The 3,916-nt window shown below is 58.6% G+C and carries 3 protein-coding genes; all 3 read left to right on the forward strand.

What is annotated here, in order from left to right:
• Positions 1 to 317 precede the first annotated feature (317 nt).
• Entirely contained in the window at positions 318 to 998 is a 681-nt protein-coding gene (locus tag ABIB95_RS47215) for a hypothetical protein (RefSeq protein WP_354121975.1), read from the forward strand.
• 270 nt (positions 999 to 1,268) lie between these two features.
• Positions 1,269 to 2,711: a DUF1254 domain-containing protein gene (locus ABIB95_RS47220; protein WP_354121974.1), complete on the forward strand. Its 1,443-nt coding sequence runs from the start codon at positions 1,269 to 1,271 to the stop codon at positions 2,709 to 2,711.
• A 259-nt stretch (positions 2,712 to 2,970) separates the two neighbouring features.
• Positions 2,971 to 3,916 (forward strand): helix-turn-helix domain-containing protein (locus ABIB95_RS47225; protein ID WP_354249220.1); only part of this gene is annotated, 946 nt, incomplete at its 3' end.

The raw sequence follows: 3,916 nt of genomic DNA on the forward strand, positions 1-3,916 counted from the left end.
CCCATCGGGCTCATCGCCCGTATCGTGCTCTGGGTCCGGTCCTATGCGGCTTATCTGTAAGAATTCGATAGCGATCCGGCAGCAAGAATTAGCGAGGGCCGCAGCCATTGGCGTGAAATGGCAAGATATCGTCCCCGGTTGCCGCGAAATAGCGGCGTGAAAACCACTTCCCGGTGCTCACCGGATGCCGGCAACGATGGTCTGAGTTGGGGCGGAGAGCATGACACGGGACACAGGGATCCGGCAGCCGAGGGGCCCCGTTTGAGGGCACGACTTCGGCCTGCCGCCGTGCCGACAGGATATAGAAAGGTGAACCAATGACGATACAGCGTGCCGCTCTTCTCGCCATTGCCGCTGCTGGCATGGCGTGTGTGCCGACGTTCCTTTCCGCTCAATCGGCAGCCGAGCCGAAGCCGCACATGCCGTTGGAGAAATCCATCGGACAGTCGAAGCCCGAGGTCGTTCCGTCGTTGTTTGTTCTCAACTCCAAGGGCGCCAGCCTGAAGGACGGAAAGCTCGTTCTCGCCGGAGTTTCTCCGAGTGCCATCGTATTTGCGGATCGCCCCGTGCGGGCTGCCGGACATGATCTGACGGCGCGGATCGTCGAGGATTGGGGCAACGGCAGCGACAATTTCGCAAAGGATCCGCCGAACGCTACGGTGTCCGGATTCAAGAAGGACGGATCGGCTGTCTTCGACGCGGTGGTTGTGCTGAAGTCGCCGAAGCTCGAAGGCGACAAGCTGACTTTCGACGTCGATGTGCTCGAAGGTGATCTGGCAGGAGCGGATGGGCCGGCATCGATCTTCATCGACATCATTGGCCGGCCGCTGACGCCGCTGTCGTTTGCTGGTGTCGCCCGCAGAACGGCCTGGCGCGGCGCTTACTATCGCGGCGCTGCTGTTGCTGGGGCCGCGGCTGTCGGAGCGGCTGCTGTGGCTGCCTATCCTTATTACTACCCGCCGCGCTGTGGCTATTATCCCTATCCGCCTTGCTACTAGGGATCCGCGCGACAATTCGAAATGACCTGATGGCAAGCGCAGGCGGGGCGTCGCTATCATGAGTATACTGCAATCTTGCAGGTTCTTCGCTAGCGCGTCGATCGCAAGCGCGAATGTGCCGGTCGCAGGCGTGACTGCCGGCTGCTGCGCAAGACCGAGGCCGCGGCCAATATGTTGGTCGGTACATCACCATTAAACCGCAATGGATTTCCTGACATCGACTGCGGATAGTTTCGAAAACTCAATCGAACAGCAAAGGAGCACCGGAAAATGTTGACGAAGCGAGAGTTACTTCGCTCTACCGCGGCGATCGCCGCGCTCGCCGCCATGACGGCGAAGTACAGCCCGGCAGTTGCGCAGAACAAGGCCGATTGGCCCAGGCTGTTGGAGGCCAAGGACATCGCCGAGGAAGGCTTCATCTACGGTCTGCCGATCGTGATGAACTATGCCATCATGTACGAGTACGCGGTAGATCGGAATTCAGGGCAGTTCAAAGCGCCGTTCAACCAAATCAAGAACGAGCCCAACGTTTACACCTACAAGGACACGGCAATCGTCACGCCGAACAGCGACACGCCTTATTCCTTCGTCTGGCTGGATTTGCGGGCGGAGCCGGTGGTGCTCTCGGTGCCGGCGATCGACCCGAAGCGCTACTACTCGGTCATGCTCTGTGACGGCAACACCTACAATTACGGCTATATCGGTACCCGAGCCACAGGGAGCGATGCAGGCGACTACATGGTGGTCGGGCCTGACTGGAAGGGTGATACCCCGGCGGGCATCAAGCAGGTGTTTCGCTCGAGCACAAAGTTTGCCCTCGCGGGCTATCGCACCCAGCTCTTTGGCCCGGATGATCTCGACAACGTCAAGAAGGTGCAGGCTGGCTACAAGGTGCAGATGCTCTCGGCCTATCTGAAGCAGACGCCGCCAGCGGCCGCGCCAACCATCGAATTTCCCAAGATCGACAAGGAACTCGTGAAGACCAACTTCTTCGATTATCTCGACTTCGCTCTGCAATTCGCGCCGGCGCAGGGTAATGAGAAGGAGATACGCGTCAAGCTGGCGCGCATCGGCGTTGGTCCTGGGAAGAGCTTCAACTTCAAGGACCTGCCAATGGAGCATAAGCTGGAGCTCGGCCTCGGCATGAAGGAGGGCCAGCGAAAGGTCGACGAGGCCGTCGCCAATGCAGGCAAGGCGATCAATGGCTGGCGGGTTAGCGGTCTCCCAGGAGATAGCGCCCACTACAATGGCGACTGGTTGAAGCGTGCCGTCGCCGCTCAGGCCGGCATTTATGGCAATGACCCGGCGGAAGCGACCTATCCGTTCACGCGGGTTGACAGCGACGGCCAGACGCTTGACGGCAGCAAGCACAATTACACACTGACCTTCCCGGCGGGACAACTGCCGCCGGTGAACTCCTTCTGGTCGGTGACGATGTATGACGGCAAGAGCCAACTCCTGGTCAAGAACCCGATCAATCGCTACCTCATCAACTCTCCGATGTTGCCGGCGATGAAAACGGACGCAGACGGTTCTCTGACGCTGTACATTCAAAAAGACAGCCCCGGCGCGGACAAGGAAGCAAATTGGCTTCCGGCGCCGGCTGACAAAATCTATCTCGTGATGCGCCTGTACTGGCCGAGGCCCACGGCACCTTCGATTCTGCCGCCCGGCAACGGCACCTGGCAGCCGCCTGCTATCAAGCGTGTTTGATGGCATCTGGACCAGTCATGCGGCCCTGAAGGTTGCTTGAGCGTCCGAACTCGTACTGGCGTCGTTGGCCGACGCGAGTCCGAGCGTGACTCACGGGCTCTCAAGCACAATCGGAAGGGAAGATGGTGAGCAACGGGCGGAGCGCTGATCCTCGCGGCAATACTCGGCTTGGCGGAACAATCGGCGCCCACAGATCGACCTTTGCGCCTGCGCAGACAGCGAAGGAGCCCGCAGGAAACCGGGTGGGAGGACTCTTCCGTTGGCGGCTGCTAGCGACGTAGCATCACACAGCCTTAGCTTTGACGAATATTCCGACATGGTTGTTGGAGCGACGGGGAATTTCCTGCTGACTAGTGCCAGTCAAGCTCCCTGGTCGGTCGATCATTGCAAATTGGGCTCGATCGTCTTGCAGTTTGGCCTGGAGGGTGGCTCCAAGATCTTGCACGGCATTTCGTGTCCAGATGCTTTGAGCTTTATCTTTCAGGATGAGAAAATTGCTGATCGCCTGATTTTTGATGGTCAAATCCTTCAGCCTCACGACTTCGTGGTGCTTCCGCCTCGGAGCGAGTTTACGTTCGCGTCGTGCGGCATCCATCGTTGGATGTCGATTTCGATGCCTGTTGGGCTCTTTGAAACATTTGTTATCAGGACCGGAAGAAGCGATCTTACATGGCTCGAGAAAGAGAAGCGCGCCATTTCGTCCCCGAAACAATTTCTCAATTGCTTGACTGCGGCAACAGCGAGCACAGCGACCCTCGTGCGCAAGGAGCAAGCGCCGACGCTCCACGGATTTGGTATTGATCGGTTGTTAAACGCATTGATCGGTGCAATTGCGGGCTCGGACAACGAAATGTGTCTCCCAACGGAGAAGTCCCGATTGTCCAGCGACACCGTGGCAAAAGCTTTGAAGTATGCCCGTGGTCAGAAATGGGGAGGGCTTCAGGTTGCTGACCTGGCCCTCGCTGCTGACGTAACAAGCCGGACGCTGTTGAGGACGTTCCGGCAGCAGCTGGGCGTCGGGCCGGCAAGCTATCTTAAGCTACGTCAACTCAACAAGGTCCGCCGTGCACTCCGCGGAAAATGTGTGCCGTCAAGTAAAGTCACAAACATCATGAGCGAACACGGCGTTACTGAATTCGGTCGTTTTGCCTCGGAATACAAAGCCCTTTTTGGAGAGCGCCCATCGGAGACGGTGGCGAGGTCGC

Source organism: Bradyrhizobium sp. LA2.1 (assembly GCF_040547725.1).
GTDB classification, from domain to species: Bacteria; Pseudomonadota; Alphaproteobacteria; order Rhizobiales; family Xanthobacteraceae; genus Bradyrhizobium; species Bradyrhizobium barranii.